This window comes from Paenibacillus sp. JT22N12 (assembly GCF_056269365.1).
The window spans coordinates 167,958-190,713 of the sequence record NZ_JBWDNU010000004.1 but is presented as its reverse complement, the minus strand read 5'-3'; the positions used below and the strand labels follow the sequence as shown (position 1 = coordinate 190,713).

Genomic DNA, 22,756 nt, shown 5'->3' with positions numbered 1-22,756 from the left:
TTCCCCCGTTATTTATTGGCGTCAGCCAGTACCCGGTTCAAGTTTTTCGTGAAATCCTGGTCGCTGAAGCCTTTGACGATCAAATTCTGTGTATTATCATCGATAGCCGTATTGATCTTGATATTCTCGTTCAGCTTCGCGAAGTTCTTGATATTCGGCAGCGTTTCATCGATCAGACGCTGCATCATGGCAGGGGGCTTGGCGACGATCGGTTTGTCGATCTTCACCGAGACGATCGGATTGCCAAGCTGCGTATACTTGTATTCCGCGTATTTGCGGGCCAGGAACGCAGCAACCTCAATCGCGGTATCCTTATTCTTGCTCGTCGGCGCGATGGAGAATCCGCCTGGCTCACCCGAACCGTCCATATTGAATTTGGCGGCGTCGTAGGTTGCCTCATCCTTGGCCGGCCAGTACATCCAGTCCACGTCTGCGCCGAGGTTTTTGTCTGAGCTGTAGATTTCCCATTGACCATTAACGAACATTGCCGCCTTGCCGGTATAGAACATCGAGGATGCCTGGTCATAGTTCGTGTTCGTAGCATTCGCGTCGAACAGTCCGGCTTCCTTCAGCTCGTTGAACTGCTGCGCCGCAAGCTTGAAGGAATCCGGCAGCTCTGTCCCGGTGAGTGCGGCGTAGCCCTGCGGCTCTTCCCTTGTCAGAAGACCCTTGTAGAAGGAATTGCCGATCCATTTCTCTTTGGAGAAAATGGCCATTGGCACGATGCCCTTCGCCTTGAATTTTTGAATGGCGTCCTTCCACTGATCGTAAGTCTTGATTGGAGCTTCTACGCCCGCTTCGGCGAACAGCTTCTTGTTGTAATACAGCAATTGGAATTCGATGCCGGCAAACGGATAGGAGTAGATATGTCCGTCCGGGGCGATCATAATTGGCTCATTGCCCGGATTCAGGTCGCTCTTGAACTGCGCCGTCGGTGCAGCGTTGTCGAGCATCTCGATATTTTTTGACTCTGCGAACGCTTTCATTGTCTTGAAATCAGCTTGGAAAATATCCGGCATATTGCCCGAGGCCGCGTAGGTCCGCAGCTTTTGTCCATCATCCTGCATGGCCGGGTCCAGTACCAGCTCGACATTCGGCATCTCTTTCTTCAGTTCCGCTACCGCGTAATCGTAAGGCTTCTTGGTGTCGTCATCGAAGTACGCAGCATAGATTCTCAGCTTGACTGGTTCATCCGCCGCAGAAGCAGCCGGGTCGGCCGGTGCCGCCGCATTGTCCGGTGGGGGCGTATTCGTGTTCTCCGCCGCCTTCTCGCCGCCGCTGCCGCAGGCGGATAGAGAGAAAGCGAGCAGCAGCATGGCTGCTATTGCTAATGCTTTGAAACGTTTGTTTCTCATATCGTTTCCCCTTCTTCCGTTTGAATTGTAAAAGCCAGGAGTATTCCAATCATGCAAGCGGTTTCATCGGCTTTTTCCCATTATAGAATCCGGACCTCAGGGAGAACACGGAATAATCGGGCCGAATCTGTACAAAACGGGCCAACTCACCCGCTGCCAGTGGTCACCGCCGTTTCCTGTTCTCGTACTCGGAAGGCGTCACACCGAAATGCTTCTTGAACCATTTGCTAAAATAGCCGGCTTCGCTGTATCCGACCTGCTCGGCAATGACCGTGAGCTTCAGCTCTCCAACGCCGATCAGCTCCTTTGCCTTCTGCATGCGGACATAGGTCAGGTAGTCGGACACCGACATGCCCCCTTCCCGTTTGAATACTTTCCGCAAATAGCTGGAATCGATATACAGCGCTCCGGCGATCGCGTCAATGGACAGCTCGGAGTCGGCAAACCGCTCATGAATGAGCCGTTTCGCCGCCTCGTAAAGCTTATGCGACTTTGAAGACCGATGGCCGAAGCTCGACTCCATGACACAGCGGTACAGCTCCGTCATCCACTCCCGGCACTGCCCGATCGTCGCCATCCGCCGCAGCTCACGATAAGGCGCGAAGCCGGGACCAAACAGTTCGTCAATTTCCTGACCGGATTCGATGGCGAACGAGAGGATCAGCGACACCAGCCCCATCAGGCCGGTAAGCGCGTTATCCACCGTCACCCGGGCTCTGCCCAAATCGGCGAACGCCTGGTCAAGACCCTCCTCGACCCCCGCCCGGTCCTTCATCCGCAGATGATAGATCAGCTTCTCCTGCAGCTCCACGGAGAAGAATTCGAACCGTCCCGGATCGCCGCCCAGCCGCTCATGCCAGATGACCCCGCCCTGGCCCGCTGTCAGCTTGCTGCGAATAGCAAGGAGAGCATCGCGGTAAGACTGGCGCAGCTCCATGTAATCGTCGGTTAACCGGCCCAGACCAACCGTAACCGTAAATTTGAAATGACGCTCGACCATCTGCCCAAGCCTCTCGAAGGGCTGTCCGTCGAAGGCTCTGCCTTCCGCGTCGTCGTCGAAGACGATGATCGAGACGCTGCGGCCCTCGGCATCGTGGAACAGATAATGCTCGCCGCAAGCCGCGACCAGCTCCCGGAGCATATTGTCCACCGTATGCCTCCACAAGGACTGGTCATCCGGATTGTCCGGCCCGTGTGGACCCGCCACCGTCATGCCGGACTGAGGCGCGCGCCACCGGTCAATCTCGGTCACGGCTACAAGGCAGCGCCCCGGAGGCAGAGATACCCTCAACCGCGCCATTGCGGTCTCGATTTCCTCCCGCTTCATGTCGCTGTCCCGGCTGATCAGCTTGAGCAGGAAGCTCTCGCGCAGCAGGGCGGACTGATCCTGCGAGCTGACCTTCTCCTCGCGCGCCGCCTCCATGAAGCTCTTCACCTTGCCCAGCGTTACCACGAACTCCTCCTCGTCGAAGGGCTTGAGCAGATAGTCCCTGACTCCCATCCGGATCGCTTGGCGGGCATATTCGAATTCATTGTGTCCGGTCACCAGCACAATGGATATATCCGGATAACGCAGCTTGAGCTGTTCGGACAGAGCCAGCCCATCCATAAAGGGCATATTAATATCGACCAGCGCAATATCCGGCCTGTGCTCTTCCGCCAGCTCCAGCGCCTCAATGCCGTGTCTGGCCTCGCAAACGACGGTCATGCCAAGTGCCGTCCAATTGAATTTCTTCTGCAAATATTCCCGAAACAACGGCTCATCATCGACAATTATGACCTTATACAATCCAATCCCTCCGGTTTCTCTCCAAGGGTATCCGGATTCTGACCTCGGTGCCCAGATGCTCCCGGCTCTCGATGGATACCCCATATTCCTCTCCAAAATAAAGACGGATCCGCTCATGCACGCTGAATATACCGAACGAGACCGGCTTGTCGTCTCCGGTGGAGCGGTTCCAGATCTCGCCCAGCCTGCTCTCCGGCATGCCGACGCCGTTATCGCTGACGACGATTACCGCCGATTGCCCGTCGCGGAATCCTCCGATCTGCAGATGCCCCGGACTTCCCTTCAGCTTGAGACCGTGATAGATCGCATTCTCCACTAGAGGCTGAATCGACAGCTTCGGAATCATCGTCCCCAGCATATCCGGAGGCAGGTCGATATCAAAGTTGAACACATCGGGATAACGGGCATGCTGAATGGACAGATAATCTCTGGCGTTCCTGATCTCCTCGCCGACGGTGATCATCTCGCTGCCTTTGCTGAGCGCAACGCGGTAGAAGTCCGCCAGCGATTTGGTCGTGTCGCGCGCCTCGCGGCTGCGCCCCAGATCATTCAGCAGATAGATCAGATCCAGCGTATTGTACAGAAAATGAGGCTTGATCTGGGCATGGATAAGCGCCAGCTCATATTCCTTCTTTCTCCGCTGCTCCTCCTCCACCCGCTGGAGCAGTTCCTTCATACGGGCGATCATGGAGTTGAAGACCGACGCCAAGAGGCCGATCTCATCCGCCGTATCGATCCGTGCCGAGACGTTCAGTTCGGCTTCCCTTACCCGGCGCATCGCCTTCGCCAGCTTCTGAAGCGGCTGAACAATTACCCGCGAGAGAATGCCCGCTCCCAGCAGGGCGAAGACCAGACATACCGCGCCGATAAGAACCGTCATCCGGCTATTTTTGCGGATGTCCGCCGTAATCGCCTTCTGGGGCACAATATTGATGAGCTTCCAGCCCATTTTTCCGTAATCCGTGGTCGTCACGAGATTCTTCCCTGTCTGTGTGCGGAGCGTCTCCGAGAACGAATCCCTGGACAGAACAAGCTTGCGCAGACGTTCATCCTGCATCGGTTTCAACAGCTCAGACTTGTCGGACGAGGAGATGACCGTACCCTGAGTGTCAATAATCATATAGCGCTCGTTCGCGCTCTCGCCCATATCGGCATATACGTTGGAAATGGCGCTTTCCTTGATGTTCACGATCAGAATGCCGATCGAACGGCCGTATTTCAGATCGATAATCTGCTTGCCAATCGAGAGCACCGGGACGTTCGGGTCGGTAACCAGATAGTCCCGGAGCTGCATGGGAAACCAGTTGTTGGTGCCATAACCCGGCAGATCGTCAATCTTGTCGAGCAGGCCGCTCGTGAATACCTCCTTGTCCTTCTCCCTGGACGGGAAATATGAGGTGTAAAGCCGGCCTTGCGTATCGATGAAGGCAGCCGAATCGATATCCGGAAAATTGAGCAGATCAACCCCGAACTGCGACTGGATTTGAATGCGCAGCTGATTTTCCTCGAATGGAGTTGAGGCGGCGGAGTAGTTCTCATAGATATGATTGAAATCCTCCATCATAATGTTCGCGCTGCTCTCCGAATTGTGGATCATCGAATCGATGCGGATCAGAATCAGTGCGGATTCATCCCGTACATTCTGCTTCGTCTTGTCGATCAGGGAGCCGGTAAACAAATGGCTTGTGAAGTACCCCAGCGCAAACAGCGGAACAATGATCAGCGGTATATAGACCGCGATAATTTTGTTGCGGATCAGCAACCCGCGAAACGGCATCGCCAGCAGCGACCATAACCTCATCATTGTTCTGCCTCCTAGCAATATTTCGGGGATGATGGATCATACACAAAAATGATAGCGCTTGCAGTTCTGGAATGCAATCGCCCAATATTTCCATGGAAGATCCGCTAGTACTTCGGTTCCCCTCCCGTGATTTCCTTCTTTAACCACGTTAAATTCGAGTAAAGGATCGTACACCGGAAGCCCTTTCACCCAATCATACAAGCAGCATTGGCTTGATATGTTATTTAAGGGCATTAGAGAAAAACGGCTTGGCAGTTATATGGCGGGCAAGTTCGTTTATTTCCATTTAAAATTCAGAAAAGCAGAAGCCACATATTATGATTTCTGATATTCAAGAAGAAACGGCCGGGCTGTCACCGTCCTTTTGACGGCACAGCAGGTTTCTTCACACAGATAAAGCAAAGATGGAGGGATTTTATACAATCTTGTGCTTTGAAAAAAGGCGCGTCTCCGAAGAGACACGCCTTTGTTTATAGTAAGAGCAGGAAGCCCTGCTGGATAAAATTAAATTTCTATGAAGCAGGCAGGTTCATTCTCACCTGTGAATCCTCCCATATCAAGACTGGCACAGTGACGCTTGGGAAGCTTAAATGGGATAGCCGCTCCTTACGCCTTGACGGCGTACTTCTTGCGGGCCAATTCGGTCGCCTCAACCATATTGCGCAGCGCAGCGACCGTCTCTTCGTATTTGCGCGTCTTGAGGCCGCAGTCCGGGTTGATCCAGAATTGGGCAGGGTCCAGCACCCGCAGGGCGCGGTCGATCATCGAGCCAATCTCCCCGACCGACGGCATGCGCGGACTGTGAATATCGTAGACGCCAAGGCCGATGCCTTTGTCATATGTGTACGCCTCAAAGCTTCCAATCAATTCACCATGACTGCGTGATGTCTCAATCGAGATGACGTCGGCGTCGAGCGCGCTGATCGAGTCGATAATATCATGAAATTCACTGTAGCACATATGCGTGTGAATTTGCGTCTCGTCCTTCACTGTTGAGGTGGACAGGCGGAATGCCCGCACGGCCCAATCCAGATAATCGGCCCACTGCTTGCGCTTGAGCGGAAGCCCTTCGCGCAGCGCAGGTTCATCCACCTGGATCATGCCGATGCCCGCCGCTTCGAGCGCCTCCACCTCGCCTCGGAGCGCCAGCGCAATTTGATAAGCCACCTCTTCGCGCGATTTGTCGTCACGGACAAAGGACCAGTTCAGAATCGTGATCGGACCTGTCAGCATGCCTTTGACCGGAACCTCCGTCAGCGACTGGGCATAGACCGTTTCTTCGACCGTCATCGGCGTTACCAGTTCCACATCTCCATAGATGATGGGAGGCTTTACGCAGCGGGAGCCGTAGGACTGCACCCAGCCGAATCCAGTGAAAACGAAGCCGGCCAGCTTCTCGCCGAAGAACTCCACCATATCGGTCCGCTCGAATTCTCCGTGGACGAACACATCCAGTCCCAGCTCCGCCTGAATGTCGATCCACGTCTTGATCTGTTCCTTGACGAACGCCTCGTACTGTGCGCCGCTCCATTCCCCTTTGCGCCATTTTTGCCTGGCGCTGCGAACCTCGGGCGTCTGCGGGAAGCTTCCGATCGTTGTCGTCGGCAGCAGCGGCAGATTCCATCTCTGCTTCTGCACCTCGCTCCGGACTTCAAAGCTGCTTGGCCTTGCCGACGGCTGCGATGCCAGTGCGGCGATGCGTTCATGCACCTGTTTGTGGGCGCGGGACGGCGACTGCTGCAGCGCCTTGCGGCTGCGGTCCGCTTCCGCCAGCTCGGCAGCAATCGCTTCAACGCCCTCATTGCCCGCCTTGGTCAGCAGCACAATCTCTTCCAGCTTCTCATCGGCAAAGGCAAGCGCTTCGCGCAGCGTCGGCTCAAGCCCGCTCTCCTGCGCAGCGCTAACAGGAACATGCAGCAGACTGCTCGAAGGCTGCACAAGAATACGGTCGGTTGACACGGCTTCGCCAAGCGCCTTCAACGTCGCCAGCTTGGCCTGCAGATCGGCTCTCCAGATTCCTCTGCCGTCGATCAGCCCCGCGCCCAGAACCTTGTCCGCGGGGAAGCCATGCTCGCGGACGGCTTGCAGATTACGCCCGCCATCATGCACAAAATCCAGACCGATGCCATGAACAGGAAGCGAGATGACAGTCTTGTAGTCGTCGACGGACTCGAAGTACGTCTGCAGCAGCAGCTTGATGCCTGGCACTTCTTGTGTGAGCCTCTCATATATACGGGCGATATGGGCCAGATCCCCCGGCTCAAGCGTTGTGGACAAAATCGGCTCATCGACCTGAACCCACTGCACGCCTTCCGCTTCCAGCTCGCGCAGCACCTGCGCGTACAGCGGCAGCAGACGGTCGATCCAGCCGTCAAGCTCATTCCGGGCATAGCCCTTGGACAGCTTCAGAAAGGTGAACAGGCCGACGAGGACCGGTCTTCCTTCGATGCCAAGCTCCGACTTCGCCTCGCGGTAAGCATCCAGGAGACGGTTGCGGGTCAGAACAGGTTTGATATCCGTGAGCTCCGGTACAATATAGTGATAGTTCGTATTGAACCACTTTGTCATCTCACAGGCTGTAGCCTCGCGATTGCCGCGTGCCATGGCGTAATAGGTGGACAGGCTCAGCTCTCCCCCCTCATAGCCGAACCGCCCGGGAACGAGGCCGAACATGGCCGCCGTATCCAGCACATGATCGTAATACGTGAAGTCCCCGACAGGAATAACTTCGATTCCCCGGTCCTGCTGGGCCTTCAGATTGCTTAGACGGATCGCTTTCAGCTCCGCATGGAAAGCCTCCTCCTCCAGCTTGCCGGACCAATAGGCCTCCAGCGCTTTCTTCCATTCCCGACCCCGCCCGATGCGGGGATAACCCAGATTGCCGCTTTTCATAAGATTTGTTCTCTCCTCTCGATACGAGAAAGATAACATACCTTTCCAGCTATAGCGTAACTCCCATTAACTATAGCTGGCTATAGCCTGAAGCTATACCAAACAATTTTACTCGGATATGGTCTGATGCAGCGCTTCGATATAAGCGGAGGCGAGCTTCGAGAGCGCGGCATTCTGGTGGCTGATCCATCCGACATGGAGCGTCTCGTCGCTTGCCAGCGGAACAGGAATAATCTCGTTGCCATTCAGATCCGCACTCAGCACCCCTGTGGAAATCGTGTAGCCGTTCAAGCCGATCAACAGATTGAAGAGGGTCGCGCGGTCATTTACACGAATGCTTTTTCGATGCGACAGCGTACTTAGAATTTCCTCGGAAAAATGAAACGAATTATACTCCCCCTGTTCAAAATACAGGTACGGATAGTCCTGAAGCTGGTCGAGCGTAACCATGGAGTGCTTGGCCAGGGGGTTGTTAACGCTGATGAAAATATGCGCTTTGGCCGTAAACAGACTGGTGAACTTCAGATTTGCGTCCTTGAGCAGCCTGCTGATAACCTTGGCATTGAATTCATTAATATACAAAATGCCGATCTCGCTGCGCTGGCTTTTGACATCCTGGATGATTTCATGCGTCTTGGTCTCTCTCAGCGCCAATTCATATTCATCCTGTCCATACTCGCGAACCAGCTTCACAAAAGCGTTCACTGCAAAGGCATAATGCTGGGTAGACACCGAAAAATGCTGCGGCGAGGGCTTGGCATTGAGATACCGGTTCTCCAGCAGCTCAGCCTGTTCGATAACCTGGCGGGCGTAGCCGAGAAACTCCGCCCCTTCCTTGGACAGCGAGATGCCCTTGTTGGTGCGCTCGAAAATCGTAAGATGAATTTCCTCCTCCAGCTCCTTGATGGCGTTGGAGAGACTGGGCTGGGATATAAACAGCCGCTTGGCGGCCTCATTCATGGAACCGCGGTTGGCAACCTCAATCACATACCTCAGCTGCTGCAGCGTCATCGGTCATCATCCTCTCATTCATTACTGGGTACCTCTATTTTACCGCGGTTTCTGTTGTCTTACACCTTTCCCATCTTCAAGGGAAGAAGCCGGCGCAGAAAAGAAAAAGAAGCCTATTCCGGAGGGAATGGCTCCATTTGGCCGCGAATGCCTTTGCTTCTTAGAGCCCCAGCTCCCGCTCGCTCCATGCCCACAGACGCTTGGCCGCTTCCGGATCGGCCGCTTTGGCTGTCAGCCGGACCGGCTTTTTGCGGTAATAATACTCCCCGCTTGTCGACATAACCTCATCGCTTGTCGCCAAATATACCGCCGTCTCCGCCCCCTTCTCCGGTGTGAGGAAGAATGGCTTCATCATGGCCAGTATGCGCCTGCCAAAGCCGGTATTGCGGTTCACGCCAATTTGTGTCGCAACTGCGCCGGGATGCAGACAGTTCGCCGTTACCCTCGTCTCCTTCAGCCGCCGCGCCAGCTCCTTCGTGAACAAAATGTTGGCCAGCTTGGACTGCGCATAGCTTCTCCAGAAAACATAGCCCTTCGTCAAATGCGGATCGCTCCAATGGATATGGCCGGCTTTGTACGCATTGGAGGAGACCACCACGACTCTCCCTTGCGGGGCACGGGCAAGCGCATCCAGCAGCAGATGCGCCAGCAGAAAATGCCCCAAATGGTTGACGCCGATTCCCAGCTCAAACCCGTCCGCAGTGGTCTCCCGCCTGATCGGAAACACCCCTGCATTATGGATCAGTCCGTCCAGCTGCTCATATCTGGCCAGAAAAACCCTCGCAAATTCGCGGATGCCGGCAGCCGAGCCCAGATCGCAAAGCATAAGCTCAATATCCTGCGAGCCGCTCTGGCGAACCGCATCCTGGAGCGCAGCCTCTCCCCGCTTCCGGCTGCGGCACGCCATAATGACGCGGATGCCCTCGCGGGCCAAGGCGACAACGGTCGCCAGCCCCATACCGGAGTTGGCCCCTGTAACAATCATAACCTTCTGCTTTGTCTGCATATGATTGATCTCCTTCGTTCCCGTATCAATCTCTTGCAGCTACTATACCATTAATCCCATGGTCCGAGTATCAGAAAAGTCAAATGTCAGATACCCGCGATTTTGCACCCAATTGCAGTCTTTATAGGGCTTTTCCTTTTCCTGACGCACTTTTTGTTGCATAATGATAAAAAAAGAAAAATATAACGCTTTCATAGCTTACAAAGGATGTAATCCTACTACATTTATAAGACCGGGGGAGTACATTTGATAAGGTTACCGCTCCGCAAGCTGTCCGGATTTGCCCCAGGCCGGATGAACTGGAATTACTTCAAGTCCAAGCTTCTGCTGAATTATGCCTTGTCCTACATCCTTATTTTCTTGATTCCGCTCACCGGAGTAACCATTTTTGTATACAAGAATGCCGTCGACAATCTGCGTTCGGAAATCGAGCAATCCAATGTGAACCAGCTGAACCAGGTTCGGATGAACATTGACGCGCGGATGGCTGAGCTTCTGGAGACCGCAAGCCGGATATCCTTTGACGTGCATCTCACACCTTACATGGTGCGCCATCCCTACTACAGCAAGGAAGCGATCGACACACTGGCCAATTACAAAGCCAACAGCCAAATTCTCGACAATCTGTTCCTCTACTATCACGACGATTCGGTGATTTACTCCTCGGAGGGGATGACGGATGTCAGCACCATCTTCAGGCAGAAATACAAGTTTGCGGATTGGCCTGCCGCTCAGGTGCTCCAGGATCTCAATGATGCGGAGCATCCGCTCATGCGTCCCGCCGGGCAGGTAATTGTCAATTCCAGACAGGAGTCCATGCTGGCGCTTCTGGTGCCGATCAAACCGAATGACCCCTATCCGTACGGCACCGTCGTTTATTTGATGGAAGAAGAGAAGCTGACCGGCGTGATGGACTCCATCCTCAATAAATTTTCCGGCAACAGCTACATTTTCGATGATCAGGGCCGGGTGTTGACGAAGAACCGGCGCGGTGAAGCCATTCCGGGCAATGAGTTAAGCGTACTTTCCTCTCTTGATGCAGGTATCCACAGCCTCATGCTGGACGGCAAGCAGCAGTCGGTCGTCGCCGTGCAGTCGGAAGAGAACGGCTGGACTTATGTGACGACGATGCCAAGCAGCCAGTTTTTCAGCCGCATCTTTCATATCCAGACGCTCATTCTGCTGGTGTTCTTCATCGTGGCGCTTACGGGAATTACGGCGGCTGTCATGCTGGCAAAGCGCCAGTATCATCCGGTCAAGGACCTGATGGAGTTTACGCGGCTTAAGACAGGCTCCAGGACGTCCGATTCTGCCAAATCGACCAGCGAATGGGACTGGATCAGGCAAACCATCCATGATTACAGCGCCCGCATCCAATTTCAGGAGCCTTATGCGCGCACCCAGTTTCTGATGATGCTGCTCAAGCACGGGAGTCCGAATGACCGCGACCTGGAGCAGCTGATCAAGAGTGTTGGCCTGGAGCTTCCCGGAACGCAGGGCGAGTATTGGGTCATGCTGCTGAAATGGGATGCGTTCTCCGGCACTTCCACCGCGGGCCCGGACCGCAGAGACATCCACCAGCTGCTGCACGACCTGGATATGCCGCAGCTGAAAGCCCGTGCTTACGGCATCGATTTTTCACCGGCCGATCAATTTGCGGTCATGATGAGTCTTGCACCCAATGCCGCCCGCAGCTCACAGGATCGCATAGAAGAAATTGTGGACCACATCCGCGGCAGTATCCTTCAGCGGTCATCTCTTCAGCCATCCATTGGAGTGGGGTCGCCGTACGGCAATCTCGGGGAGCTCAACCAATCCTTCATCGAGGCAGCAACGGCACTGGAGTTCCGCATGCTGGGGGAGCTTGGAAGCGTTACTTATTTTGAGAAGCTTAGCGCCCCGGAGTCCGAGACCTTCTGGATATCCAAAAAATCTTTGCTGAAGCTGGAGCAAAGCCTCAAACAGGGCAATGAAACGGTGGCGTTTCAGATGATTCAATCGATCATCGCGGATCTGCGGACTCAGACGCTATCGGCTGCCCTGATGCGCTGCATATGCTTCGATGTGCTGAACGCGCTGCTCAAGAACGCCTCTGAGCTCGGAATGAACGGCATTATCCACGATATTCCGAACCTGACCGCTTTTGAAACGCTGGAGGAGCTGGAACGCAAGCTGGAAGCGTTGGCTGCCCAAATTTGCGGACAGGTTGAGCGTCAAGCCGAAATCCAGCAGCATTCGCTGCTGGACGACATCGTCTCCTATGTCGACCGGCAGTATGCCGACTATACGCTCAGTCTGGAGCATTTGGCATTGAAATTCTCCATCTCGGCTTCGTACTTAAGCCGCAGCTTCAAGGACAAGACGGGCTCCACCTTCTCCCAGTACATTTGGCGGCTCCGCATGGAAGAGGTGATGCGTCTATTGGTCAGCAGCGATGCTCCCCTGAAGGATGTCATTGAGCAGGTCGGGTATCTGGATACGCCCAATTTTATCCGCAAGTTCAAGAAGGAAACCGGATATACACCCGGCCAATACAGGAAGCTGAGAACAGGTGAAGGCGGCTGAAGCCTGCCGGTTACCGGTAAGCAAGCGGGTATCCTTGAGGGGTATGAAACCTTTACATTTTATAAGGCTCAAGAAGAACCTGCTGCCGCCGTCCTTTTGGCGGCGCAGCAGGTTCTTCCCTTAGAAATAGAAGCAAAGTATGGAGGAATTTTAACCTTTCTTATATTTTAAGAAAGCCAGCTCCTTAGCCTCTGAGCAGAGTCTAGGGAGCTGGCTTTTTCCTTACATTTCGGCTAGTTCGCTTTCCAGCGGTCGTACGCCGTTTGATACACTTCGGCCATACGCTCGCCGCCCATCTTCCGGATCGTCCCGATATAGGAATCCCAACTGCTCAGCGGCTCCTGTCCGGTAACGAACCTGGCCTCCATCTGCTCGACATAAGTGTCAAGATCAGACTGCAGACTGGTAACCTCGGCCTGCTCTTCCGGCGTCAGGAACAAGACAGGGAAAGGAATGCGCGCTCCGCGGTCAAGCAGCTTTTCCTGGGACTCTTTCTCCACCCATCTGTCAAAATCCGTCGCCAGGCCTTTGCCGATCTCTCCGGTCATCATGCCGGGAGTCGGAATCCCGTAGTTTGGCGTAAGAGTGGCACGGAAGTCTTCCCGTTCGATTCCGCCGGGAACAGGCAGCCATTCTTTGGTGTGTGCAGCTTTATCGGTATATTTCCAAAGCGTTCCTTCAGGACCCTTGTCAAACAATACGGCGCCATCGTAAGCGTACATGTAGTCCACCCAGCGCAGACTGGCTTCGGGCGATGGATTGGTGTTGGTAATGGCGTAAGCGCCGCCTGTAACGCCCTTATTCCTGGCGATGGCAGGCTTATCGACGCTGTCGCTCCTGACCGGGCTGAACATCGGATCGTCGGTGCTTGGCTCTCCGCCCAGGGTGAAGTAAGCATGCCAGTCCGAGAAGAGCGCGATCTGGTTGTTACCGGCTTTTGCCTTTTTTTGATCCGCGGTTTGGGAGAAGGTCTCGTGGTCCAGCAGCTCCTCGCTCCACAAGCGGTTCAGATAGGTCAGATAGGCCTTGTAGCCTTCCTCCATCGGGGTATAATGCACTTTGCTCTGATCGTCGACATAAATTTTGTCCTCATAGATGCCGAAGGCCCCGAGCAGCCATGCGCGGATTTCCTTAAGCTTGACCAGAGACAGCGGAATCTCGTCCTGTTTGCCGTTTCCGTTCGGGTCTTCTTCCTTGACGCGCTTCAAATAAGTGTACAGCTCCTCGGTCGTCTCGGGCAGCTTATCGATCTTAAGCGCCTTCAGAAAATCGCCGTTGTACCAGAGCGGATTGCGGTACCACGGCTGAGCCAGATCAACCTTCGGCAGCGAGTAGATATGTCCATCGGGTGCGGTAATGGATTTGCGGATATCAGGATTGTCCTCGAGAATTTTGTTCACGTTCGGCGCATACTGAGGGATCAAATCCTCAAGCGGAATGAGGATGCCTTGGCTTCCATAATTCAGCTCTTCCGCGGGAGTCAGACCGGCGGCAAAGAAAATATCAGGGTATTCACCGCTGGCGAACACCAGATTTTTTTTGGTCTCGAAGCTGTCTTTGGGCGCATTCAGAAATTCCAGGCGGATGTTCGTCAGCTTCTCCATTTCCTGAATAACAGGCATATCCTTCCAATTCTGAATCCCTACGTCGGGGGCCATCATCGTTAAGGTTAATGGATCATCCACAATAGGGAAGCCTTCCTTGTGAACCAGCTCCGACTCTTGCGAAGCCCCTCCGGTCTCGGAATCCGATGAGCTGCAGCCGGCCAATGTGATGATAAGCGCAGCCGTAACGATCAGAATTGTGCTTTTTTTAAATGCCCGCATACTTAAACCCCTCTCCTTAAACATATGTGATCTGGCCAAACTGCTAATGCATAAAATAACTCCCTAGCAGCCGTCATTCATCTCCCGGCCGGTGCCGGAGAGGATGGTCCGGGCTAGCCTTTTACCGAGCCGATCATCACGCCTTGAACAAAATAGCGCTGCAGGAAAGGATAGACCGCTATAATCGGCAGCGTGGACACAACAATCGCCGCGTATTTCACCAGCGAAGCCACCTCGGCTTTATTATTCATCGCTGCCGCCATATCTCCGCTGACCGCAGCACCGGTTGTCTCGGCGGACATTTCCTGAAGCACGAGAATCTGGCGCAAAATAAGCTGCAGCGGATATTTGGACTCCGTGTTGAGGTAGATCAGGGCATTAAAATAGCTGTTCCAATGCATGACGCCATAAAACAACGCCATCACGGCAATAATCGGTCCCGACAACGGCAGGATGATGCGCAGGAACAGCCCCGTGTTCGTACAGCCGTCGATATGGGCGGCTTCCTGAAGCTCTCTTGGGACCGTGGTCTGGAAAAAGGTTCTCGCCACGACAATATTCCAAACGCTTGCGGCAGCGGGCAGAATCAGGGCGCCCATCGTATTCATCAGGCCGAGACTTTTCACCAGCAGATAGGTGGGCACCAGTCCGCCGCCGAAGAACATCGTGACCAGGATCAGGCCCATGAACAATCCGCGGCCTGCGAAATCGGAACGGCTCAAGGCGTATGCCGCAGGCAGCGTAACAAACAGATTCAGCGCTGTTCCGAGCACGGTGTAGATGACGGTATTCAGGTAACCGCTCCAGATTTTGGAGTTTCCGAATACCCGGCTATACCCGTCCAGATTCAGACCCTTGGGGAGCAGCCACATTTCGCCCGAACTGACATATTTCGGATCGCTGACCGACGCGCTGATAATGAACAGAACGGGATACAGCACCACGATCAGCGCAATGAACAGATAGATGTAGTTCATGAGGACGAACAGCTTGTCGGCTCTTGTTTCTTTCACACCTGAAAGCATGCTTCAAACCTCCTCCTTTACCAAAGACTTGTTTCGCTGGTACGGCGTGCGATCCGGTTGACGGCAATGAGCAGGATGGCGTTGACCACCGAATTGAACAGCCCTACAGCCGTTGAGAAGCTGTATTGGGCGCTGACCAGACCCGAGCGGTAGACAAAGGTGGATATGACATCCGAAGCGCTCATATTAAGCGGATTTTGCAGCAGCAGAATTTTCTCGAAGCCAACGCCCAGAATATTCCCCATATTCAAAATCAGCATGATCGTGATGGTTGGCACAATGGTTGGAATGTTAATATGCAGCATTCGTTTAAAGCGGCTTGCGCCGTCCATGATGCCGGCCTCATGAAGCTGCGGGTCAACGCTGGACAAGGCGGCAAGATAGATAATCGTACCCCAGCCTGCGCTCTGCCAGACTCCGGAGAGGACATAAACCGTCTTGAACCAGGCCGGGTCCGTCAGAAAGTCAGCCGCCTGGAAACCAAGCGCCTCAACAATACGCACAATGATGCCCGAGGTCGGCGACAGGAAGGTAATAATCATTCCCGCCATCACGACAACCGAAATGAAATGCGGCGCATAAGTAATCGTTTGCACAGATCGCTTGAAAAACCCGCTGCGCACTTCGTTGAAGGCCAGCGCCAGAATAATGGGAAGCGGAAATCCGATTGCCAGCTCGTAGAGGCTGATGCTGAAGGTGTTCCACAGCAGGTCCCGGAAGTAATACGAATGGAAGAAGCGTTCAAAGTGATCGAAGCCGACCCATGGACTTCCGGCAATTCCCTTTGTGGGAATGAAATTTTTGAAAGCGATCTGAATGCCGTACATGGGTATGTAATGAAAAATAATAAAATAAAGCAGTGCGGGAGTCATAAATAAATACAGTTCCCAGTTCCGCAAAATCCGGTTCCGGTTTCTCCTGTTCAGCTGCCCCGCTTCGAGCGGGAGAACAGCCTCCTTGGAAGCGGCGGTCTCGAACGCGAGAGCATCCTGGTCATTTCGTTTCATGGCATCCATCCCCTCGTTTCTAATTTGATCCTGTGTGTCATGTACTTCTGCCGGAATATATACCTGCACCGCACTGATGCCGGCAATCAAATTGTAGACAGACCGGCCAGGGCCGGTAAATATGTAGAATATGAATTGTCATGTCCAAACACACCCGAAGCCATATGGCATAAGGATTATTGAGAGCGCTTTATCGAGATGGAATATGTAGAATTTACGCATAAATGATATATTCATATTTGACATATTGCACTGCGGCACAGGATAAGTAAACGATTCCAGCGTATTTTGCCGCTATTTTTGAATTTTCTCAAGGTCCAAACGCTTCCCTTCATCCCAGGATGAAGCGGCTGGTACCGTCCTTTGGCGGATAAGTCAAGCTTCTTCATCTTAGAAATAAAGCAATTTCCCCCGGTCCATGAAGCGTAAAAATATATGCGCCGCGGACTGCCACACAGAAAAAGGACATCCCGCAGGATGCCCGTATTGTAATATCTTAAGTTTCGATATCCGTTAATAGCTTTTTGCAGCCAATTGATCCAGACGCTTGAAGGTGTACCCCTGTACACGGGCATCGTCTATGATTTTGCCCAGCGCCTTGGCGTTATCCTCCGACACGGTATGCAGCAGGATAACTGCGCCCGGGTGAAGCTGCGACATGACACTGTCATAGGCATGCTTCCAGCCCCTTTGTGCTTTCGTATCCCAGTCCTTGTAGGCCACAGACCAGAAGACACTGATATAGCCCTGCTCCCTGCTCGCTGTGAGCACGCGTTCGCTGAAGATGCCGCGTGGAGGGCGAAGATAGTTCATCTCCTCCTGCCCTGTCAGCTCCGTCACACCCCTTTTCACACGCGCGAGTTCATTTGCAATCTGCTCGCTTGTGATCGTGCTCATATCCGGGTGGCTCCATGAATGGTTGCCGATCAGATGCCCTTCGGCGGCCATCCGTTTGACCAGCTCAGGCTGATCCTTAATATAGTGGCCGGTGACGAAGAAGATCGCCGGCGTCTGCTTCTCTTTCAGCACGTCCAGAATTCCTGCCGTATAGCCATTCTCATAGCCGTTATCGAATGTAAGATACAGCTCTTTCTTTGCCGTATCTCCCAGGAAGATGGCATCCTGTTTTTGAAGAAGGCTCTGAAACCCTTCTTCCCTGATGGAGGGCAGCGCGCCCTTTACACTTTTCTTGAAGCCAAAATGGAATGTTCCGCCCGGTGCGGCGGATACGGCTCCTATGCTTGCAAAGAGAACAATGGCTGCGATGAGAAAAGCGCCTGCACCTGCTGCATATCGTTTTGTCATGAAATCCCGCCTTAATGAACAGGCCCGTGTAAGAGGCTGTCCGTATGGTATGTACAGCGGTATTATGCCACGGCAGCCGGAAAATATGCCCTCATCCAACATAGATTAGCCATCTGTACCTGCTTCTGGATCCGGGATCTTAGCTGCAAAAAGAAAAGGAGCTGCTTCGAAGGCAGCCCCCATTCCTTTAAAACAAACATATCTTACAGCAGTTCCAGCATTCTGTTGATAATAACTGCCGCTTGAGCACGATTAGCAATGCCCTTCGGTGTAAAGGTGTCGGCTGTTGTGCCGTTAATGACACCCGCTTCTGCCAATAGTGCGACTGAATCCTTGGCGTACGAAGCAATTTTGGCATTGTCTTTGAATTTGGACAATACTGCCGCCGCATCGCTTACAGCAACATTTTTTGCATTAGTCAGCACATTAGCAGCCATAATTGCCATTTCTTCACGGGTAATTGGCCGGTTAGGATCAAATTTACCGGTTCCAACCCCTTTTACCACACCCGCATTGACGGCGGAGGCTACGAAGCGGTAATACCAGGCTTCCGGTTTCACATCGGTGAAGGAAACCGTCGCCTCCTCATCCGTCAAATCAAAGGCACGGACAAGCATGGTCAGGAATTCTGCTCTTGTCACTTGCTTCAGCGGAGCAAAATTCTCGCCATCCACTCCATTGATGATGCCTTTGGCAGCCAGGTTTTCGATCGCGCTTTGCGCCCAGGATGCTACAGGTCCGAGATCCTTGAAATCCGGAACGTCAACAGGCTGCGTTGGTTCGATAGGTGTTGTCGGTTCAGTTGGTGTTGGATCAGCCGGTGCCGATTGATCAGGCGTTGGAGTTACAGGATAGTACGGATAGTATGGAATGTCTCCGTTGTCTCCATTGTCACCAGGCTCTACCGGAGGATCCACTGGCGGGTTCACCGGTGGTTCCGGTTTTTCAGGTGTCTCACCATTTCCATCATCGACAGATCCGGGGGCAGCTGGAGGAGCTGCGGTAAAGATCGAATTCGAGAGCAGGCGGAATTGGGCCTGCGGATGTGCACGGTTCGTCAATTCATTGGCGAACACCGTCACATTGACCAGATCTTTTTTATAGGTGAAGCCCATTGTTTGACCTTTGATTACATCATGATTCGGCCACCAGCCGGCTATGAAGAAATCTTCATCCGAGCTTGCAGTTGCGAATACATTTGCTCCTTCAGGAAGAGCTGTGATATAAGATCCCGATACGGTGTACAAATAATCCGTTTCATTATACGGAGCTGTAATCAGGTTGTCTTGTACCAAATTTGATTTGAACAATCCTTCATGCGCATTGCCGGTCGTTGCAAAATTGAAACCAGGCAGCAAACCGGAGCTCTTCAATCCATTCATGGCCGTTCTTCCATAGCCGATGTATGGTTTCCCTGCGCTGATCAGACTGTTGCTTCCAGTTGAATTTACGAGGACGTCACTTGCTGCAGGGTCAGTGGAAACATTAAAGCCAAGACCCTTGAGCGCGAAAGCAGGAACGCCTGTTGCGGCTACAGTCACCGGTTTAAGCACCTTGCCGTCTTTATTGCCTTTATCGTCGAACGGCACGACATCCAGCAGGTATTTCTCCATCACGGTTTTAAGGTTGGAATAGGAGACAAGGAAATCGCCCATTTCATAGCCTTCTCCGCCGTAATTCAGCAGGGTAACCGATTTTCCTTGGCCGATCAATTCATTAACGGCTTGAACAGCCTCATTATTGGTGTTGCGAATGACATAATGAGATGTATAGCCAGGAACTGTCGTCGACGGAATTTCCACCGATTCTACTTCATCTGTTTTTCCAGTGAATACACCTGCATCACGGACAATATAGCGGTCGAAGCCTCTCATATAAGAGAAACTCTGCACGATATCCGCATACATCTCGCTAAAATCGGATACGTCGATGCCGTCATACAGAACCAGATTAGCATACCCCCGTTTGGCCTGATGCATATTGACGACATAGCTTCCGGCAGGATATACCTTATCCCCTACAGTAACCGGAGCAGTAGATTTTTCTACCTTGACGCTGTTATGAAGCAGGTATTGCACCATTTTGTAGGTTTCAAGCGAATTCTTTTGCAGTCCTTTGTCTACCGGCAGTACATAATATTCAGGGAAGAAGTTCTCTTCACCATCGCGTGGTCTGCCGATTTCTTCGTATTTTGCATTGACCAAATATTTGTCAACCGAATAGCTGTCCGTTCCTTCAATGCCGCGTTTGTACACTTCCAGTTGATTGAGGAACAGCTGTTTCTTGTTGTCCAGCACATATTTGGTCGAAGCCAAAGCAGCAGAGTAGAGGGCGGTTACTGAGTCTTCGTTAAGCTTAGGAATTTCAAGCGTATGACCCAGAGCTCCTTGATGCATAGCAAATACGGCGGTATAAGCAGGTGAAGCGTCATCCCATCCAGTTGCATTGGCAATTGGCTTATAGTTTGGATCCTCTGCTTTTTTACGGGCCTCTTCATACGGAATATGGTAGTGCGGAATCCTTTCCTCCGTGCTTGCTACACCAGCCCGGCCCATGGCGTTGGCCTGGTCAACCATGCTGTTGATCAGCAGATCGAACTCGAAGTTCGGATCATGCGGTGGCGTACACGGCTCAATCAGAAAATCTTTGACAAATCCATGGAAATCCAGGAAGGAAAGCGGAGACCATTTCGCAATTTCACTTGCCACGATTTGAGTTTCCGGTTGTGTCTGGTAGGAATTGTCGCGGTTCAGGTCAAATCCGTTGGCATTCTGACGGACATTGTGGTAGCGGCCATCCGGATTTTCCGTATAGTTCATCAGGAAAATGACGTTGTCCAGCGCCTGATCCACATTAATCGTTACTGTTTGTGGTTTACCCGCGACATCGGTTGTTTCATACGCAACCGTGTCTTCTTTGGACATCGTTCTAAACATATTGAGGATAGCATCAATACCTGGCGCTTCATCCGGATGAATATTATTCAGCCAAATCGGCACCTTGTAGTTGGTCATCTTGCCGCTTTTGATCTTGTTTTGAAGTCCCTTAGGATCGTTAATCATTTGTGGAAGAGTCTCATTCACATATTGGTCAACAGAAGCTTTATCTTTAGCCAATATCGTGAAGTAAATATCGCGGCCTTCAACAGACTTGCCCAGTACACGGGTTTCAATGTAACGGTCTGATTGTGCGGCTGCGGTAATGGCTTCAATCTCCGGTTTAATTTCATCATACGTATGATAAGAGTCATATGGATTCAGTTTAATTGGCGCAGAACCAATGACATTGCCTGTTTTATCGAGGACAGCCAGATTATTCGTGGCGATCATCTCAGGATATCTGGAGCGGAAGTTTCCGGAGAGATCATCCGTTCCATACAGCTTATCAAATAAGATTTTGGCTTTGACGATATTGCCTTCAACAACAGGTGTTCCTACGACAGAGATAAAAGGATCGCCTTTGTATCCTGCAGGAGCGGTGGTGCTCCATTTTTTCCATTCCGTAAGCGGCTTGTCTCCGTATGTCCACTTTAGATCGCTTACCTTGGTTGTGGAAGGCAGCTCGAACTGTACGTCGATTGTCTTCTCATAAGTCATGGAAGCAACATTCGAGCTTAATGTAAGCTTTTGTTCCTGAGGCTCCTGGATTTCCATCAACAGCGTTGATAGCACTTGGGTAAAAGTACTTAGATGCTGTTCAATCCTGCCAGGGTAGGTTTCAATAATATGATCAAGCTTGTCTTTACCGGTATGCCAAACTTCTCCCTCAAGCGCGGTTTGGGTATAGCCGTCCAATTCGCCAAGGGTCCAGTTCGTCGCTTCCAGGTAGCCGTAAGGAATACCTGCGTCTTCGAATGCAGCATGGTCACTCCAGTCGCCGGTTGTCGTCGCCGGATACTCCGGGTTTAGACCGGGATTGGTTTGCATGTCCAGGCCCAGGCGCTTAGCAATAGCCAGACCCTGGTCACGGGCAAAACCCGAAAATCCTGCACTGCCGTACATATACATATAATCGCCGACAGCAAGGCTATCCATGTTGATCATGACGACTGTGTTCTTCTTCTCATCGTCCGTCATTTGGGATACATAATAATTGGAGCCCCTCAGGCCTGCTTCCTCTGCGCCAAATGCGATGAATTTAATCGTGTAAGGCGTATCCTTCAGCGCTACCGTCTTGGCAGCCTCCAATAAAACCGCAATTCCCGATGCGTTATCGTCCGCGCCCATGCTTCCGCCTGAGCTAACCGAATCATAATGCGCACCGACGATTACCGTCCTGGATGACTTGCCAGGCTTGACGGCAATGATATTGCTGGTATTAACGGTATTTCCTCCGCGAGTGTAAGTGAAAGGTTGAAGGGTTGTCTGCAAGCCGATTTTCTCGAACTCGCCTTTAATATAATCACGAGCTTCTTGGTCCTTCGGGCTGCCTGCAGTACGAGTACCGATGGTTGTCGCCAGGTAAGTCAGATATTGTGAAGCCGCATATCCTGGCTGTCCTTCCGGTATGTTAAGCACTGGCGCCGCCAAAGCCTTCAACTGCGCTTCGTCCGCCTGTTCGTCTGCAATTTCATCCGTTGGCTGGTCAGCAGGCTGTTCGGCTTGTTCATCCGTCGGAACATCTACCGGCTGATCCTGTGGCACATCCTGCGGTTGATCCGTCGGCTGGTCCTCAGTCTGCTCCGCTGGTACACCGTCCGGATCCGCCGATGGATCTGTAACCGTGTCACCTGGATCCGCCGAGCTATCCGGATCACCCGATTCCGGATCGGTGACAGCGTCCGGATCAGCTGCAGGGGTATCTTCTCCGGTTGGAGTTTCGCCAGAATCAACGACTACTCCAGGTTCCCCGCCGCCTGTTTCTTCTGCATATGCTGCTGCCGGCACAAACGCCGAGATCGCCAGCATGAATACCAACAGCAGAGAAATCGTTCTTTTTGCTAGCATCTTTCGAAACATGGTATTCCTCCTTTTTTCTACAAAACGGATGAAAGATTCATAGACTCGAAACGTGCACAAAAATGCAAGCCTTCAATCAACGAACCATGGCAACGAACCTGTTCGTTTCTGTGCTGCCTTTGATCGAAAACTTCCCCCAGAAAACATCGCTGCCCTCATGTCCGCTAAACATCACTCCATTCACTAACGGCCTGGCTGTTCTTTTACTCTTAA

The 22,756-nt window shown here is 52.6% G+C and carries 12 protein-coding genes; 1 reads left to right on the top strand and 11 read right to left on the bottom strand.

Annotation, left to right across the window (positions count from 1 at the left end):
- Positions 1–8: 8 nt before the first annotated feature.
- The 6 genes from AC0YOA_RS16470 to AC0YOA_RS16445 form a co-directional block, all read right to left on the bottom strand.
- Positions 9–1,355 (bottom strand): ABC transporter substrate-binding protein, encoded by a 1,347-nt coding sequence (locus tag AC0YOA_RS16470; protein WP_475787513.1) that lies wholly within the window; start codon positions 1,353–1,355, stop codon positions 9–11.
- 163 nt (positions 1,356–1,518) lie between these two features.
- Positions 1,519–3,144, bottom strand: coding sequence for a response regulator (locus tag AC0YOA_RS16465; RefSeq protein ID WP_475787512.1), 1,626 nt, complete (start codon positions 3,142–3,144; stop codon positions 1,519–1,521).
- On the bottom strand, positions 3,137–4,948 hold the full coding sequence (locus AC0YOA_RS16460; protein WP_475787511.1) for a sensor histidine kinase: 1,812 nt from the start codon (positions 4,946–4,948) through the stop codon (positions 3,137–3,139). The genes AC0YOA_RS16465 and AC0YOA_RS16460 overlap by 8 nt, the downstream gene beginning before the upstream one ends.
- Before the next feature lie 606 nt (positions 4,949–5,554).
- Positions 5,555–7,840, bottom strand: a complete 2,286-nt coding sequence (metE, locus tag AC0YOA_RS16455; RefSeq protein WP_475787510.1) for a 5-methyltetrahydropteroyltriglutamate--homocysteine S-methyltransferase — start codon at positions 7,838–7,840, stop codon at positions 5,555–5,557.
- Between the two features lie 108 nt (positions 7,841–7,948).
- Positions 7,949–8,851, bottom strand: a complete 903-nt coding sequence (locus AC0YOA_RS16450; RefSeq protein WP_475787509.1) for a LysR family transcriptional regulator — start codon at positions 8,849–8,851, stop codon at positions 7,949–7,951.
- 160 nt (positions 8,852–9,011) lie between these two features.
- Complete coding sequence (locus AC0YOA_RS16445; protein ID WP_475787508.1) at positions 9,012–9,857, bottom strand: SDR family oxidoreductase; 846 nt, start codon at positions 9,855–9,857, stop codon at positions 9,012–9,014.
- Between the two features lie 246 nt (positions 9,858–10,103).
- On the opposite strand from AC0YOA_RS16445, the gene AC0YOA_RS16440 reads away from it, so the two are divergent.
- On the top strand, positions 10,104–12,422 hold the full coding sequence (locus AC0YOA_RS16440) for a helix-turn-helix domain-containing protein (protein ID WP_475787507.1): 2,319 nt from the start codon (positions 10,104–10,106) through the stop codon (positions 12,420–12,422).
- Between the two features lie 233 nt (positions 12,423–12,655).
- Here AC0YOA_RS16440 and AC0YOA_RS16435 read toward each other — a convergent pair whose 3' ends face one another.
- The 5 genes from AC0YOA_RS16435 to AC0YOA_RS16415 form a co-directional block, all read right to left on the bottom strand.
- Positions 12,656–14,248, bottom strand: coding sequence for a type 2 periplasmic-binding domain-containing protein (locus AC0YOA_RS16435; protein WP_475787506.1), 1,593 nt, complete (start codon positions 14,246–14,248; stop codon positions 12,656–12,658).
- Positions 14,249–14,361: 113 nt separating this feature from the next.
- The gene (locus AC0YOA_RS16430; RefSeq protein ID WP_210044973.1) at positions 14,362–15,273 is read right to left on the bottom strand and encodes a carbohydrate ABC transporter permease; all 912 of its coding nucleotides are present in this window, start codon (positions 15,271–15,273) and stop codon (positions 14,362–14,364) included.
- Between the two features lie 17 nt (positions 15,274–15,290).
- Positions 15,291–16,280 carry an ABC transporter permease gene (locus AC0YOA_RS16425; protein ID WP_475787505.1) on the bottom strand — a complete coding sequence of 330 codons (990 nt, stop codon included), beginning with the start codon at positions 16,278–16,280 and terminating at the stop codon, positions 15,291–15,293.
- A gap of 513 nt (positions 16,281–16,793) precedes the next feature.
- Positions 16,794–17,585 (bottom strand): delta-lactam-biosynthetic de-N-acetylase, encoded by a 792-nt coding sequence (gene pdaA / locus AC0YOA_RS16420; protein ID WP_210044975.1) that lies wholly within the window; start codon positions 17,583–17,585, stop codon positions 16,794–16,796.
- 203 nt (positions 17,586–17,788) lie between these two features.
- A complete protein-coding gene (locus AC0YOA_RS16415) occupies positions 17,789–22,543 on the bottom strand; it encodes a M20/M25/M40 family metallo-hydrolase (RefSeq protein WP_475787504.1) in 4,755 nt (1,584 codons plus the stop codon).
- Positions 22,544–22,756: the final 213 nt, after the last annotated feature.

What these genes read in the sequence shown, in the direction of transcription:
- AC0YOA_RS16450 (WP_475787509.1), bottom strand. Translation starts at nt 8,851, where the DNA reads ATGACGCTGCAGCAGCTGAGGTATGTGATTGAGGTTGCCAACCGCGGT.
- pdaA (WP_210044975.1), bottom strand. Translation starts at nt 17,585, where the DNA reads ATGACAAAACGATATGCAGCAGGTGCAGGCGCTTTTCTCATCGCAGCC.
- AC0YOA_RS16460 (WP_475787511.1), bottom strand. Translation starts at nt 4,948, where the DNA reads ATGATGAGGTTATGGTCGCTGCTGGCGATGCCGTTTCGCGGGTTGCTG.
- AC0YOA_RS16425 (WP_475787505.1), bottom strand. Translation starts at nt 16,280, where the DNA reads ATGAAACGAAATGACCAGGATGCTCTCGCGTTCGAGACCGCCGCTTCC.
- AC0YOA_RS16435 (WP_475787506.1), bottom strand. Translation starts at nt 14,248, where the DNA reads ATGCGGGCATTTAAAAAAAGCACAATTCTGATCGTTACGGCTGCGCTT.
- AC0YOA_RS16415 (WP_475787504.1), bottom strand. Translation starts at nt 22,543, where the DNA reads ATGTTTCGAAAGATGCTAGCAAAAAGAACGATTTCTCTGCTGTTGGTA.
- AC0YOA_RS16470 (WP_475787513.1), bottom strand. Translation starts at nt 1,355, where the DNA reads ATGAGAAACAAACGTTTCAAAGCATTAGCAATAGCAGCCATGCTGCTG.
- metE (WP_475787510.1), bottom strand. Translation starts at nt 7,840, where the DNA reads ATGAAAAGCGGCAATCTGGGTTATCCCCGCATCGGGCGGGGTCGGGAA.
- AC0YOA_RS16445 (WP_475787508.1), bottom strand. Translation starts at nt 9,857, where the DNA reads ATGCAGACAAAGCAGAAGGTTATGATTGTTACAGGGGCCAACTCCGGT.
- AC0YOA_RS16430 (WP_210044973.1), bottom strand. Translation starts at nt 15,273, where the DNA reads ATGCTTTCAGGTGTGAAAGAAACAAGAGCCGACAAGCTGTTCGTCCTC.